Here is an 810-nt window from a genome sequence, read left to right on the forward strand (position 1 = left end):
ATTCCCTTGTTGGAAGTTCAGACTTATAGATTTTCCAATAATTTTTGTTGGTGAGTAACTTATAGATAACGTGTTTGTATATGATTAGTGGCGTGTTTCAGCACCTAATTTAGTAAATAAAAACCGAATAGAAAATCTGCAAAGATTTTCGTAAGCAAGCTATAACTAGCCATTAATTATATACGTTGTTAGCACCAGTTTTTTATCCAATGTCTTTTGTTCCGTTCAACCACTTAATTTTGATATTAGTCATTTTCTTAAATTTAGACATTTCTTTTTCGGTCATATAGTCAATTACTCCATCTTGACCCAAACCAATAAAAGTCAACTTTTCAGGATTTTTTAATTCAGAGTTAAGCTCTTGAATTTTGTCAAATATAGAACCATCAACCCAATCATTATCAATTCTTAAATTCCATTTGTAATTCTTTCCGTTAAGTTCAAAAGAAACCCAAGCTTTCCCATTGTCTATGTCAACAAAATCTTTAATGTTTTCAAAATTCAGTTTGTTTTTAGATATTCTTTTTATGTTTTCAAGTATATCGATGTACGAACCATTGTCTTCAATACATTCAGCATCGAAATGCCAACATTCATTCGTAATTGGTGTCCAAGGTTCTCTTTCTATCGTAGAACCTAAAGTAACATACATAAGAATCCAAGTGTCATCTTCAAAGTCAGCTTTGTCGTAAGATTCCAGCAAGGTTTCTTTTGTAATTCCGTTGTTTAATTTATATCCTAATTCTTTGTACGTTTTTAGTTGTTCCTCAAAACTTACTTTAGGAATTTTCTTGACGTTTTCTTTCAAAA

1 protein-coding gene is annotated in these 810 nt (G+C 30.5%); it reads right to left on the reverse strand.

The genetic code is table 11. The annotated features are described in order from the left end of the window. Positions 1-202: 202 nt before the first annotated feature. Positions 203-810, reverse strand: a 608-nt coding sequence (locus ACVCZW_RS00775; RefSeq protein ID WP_452231401.1) for a hypothetical protein, incomplete at its 5' end; no start/stop codon positions are given.

Source organism: Lacinutrix sp. MEBiC02595 (assembly GCF_053601555.1).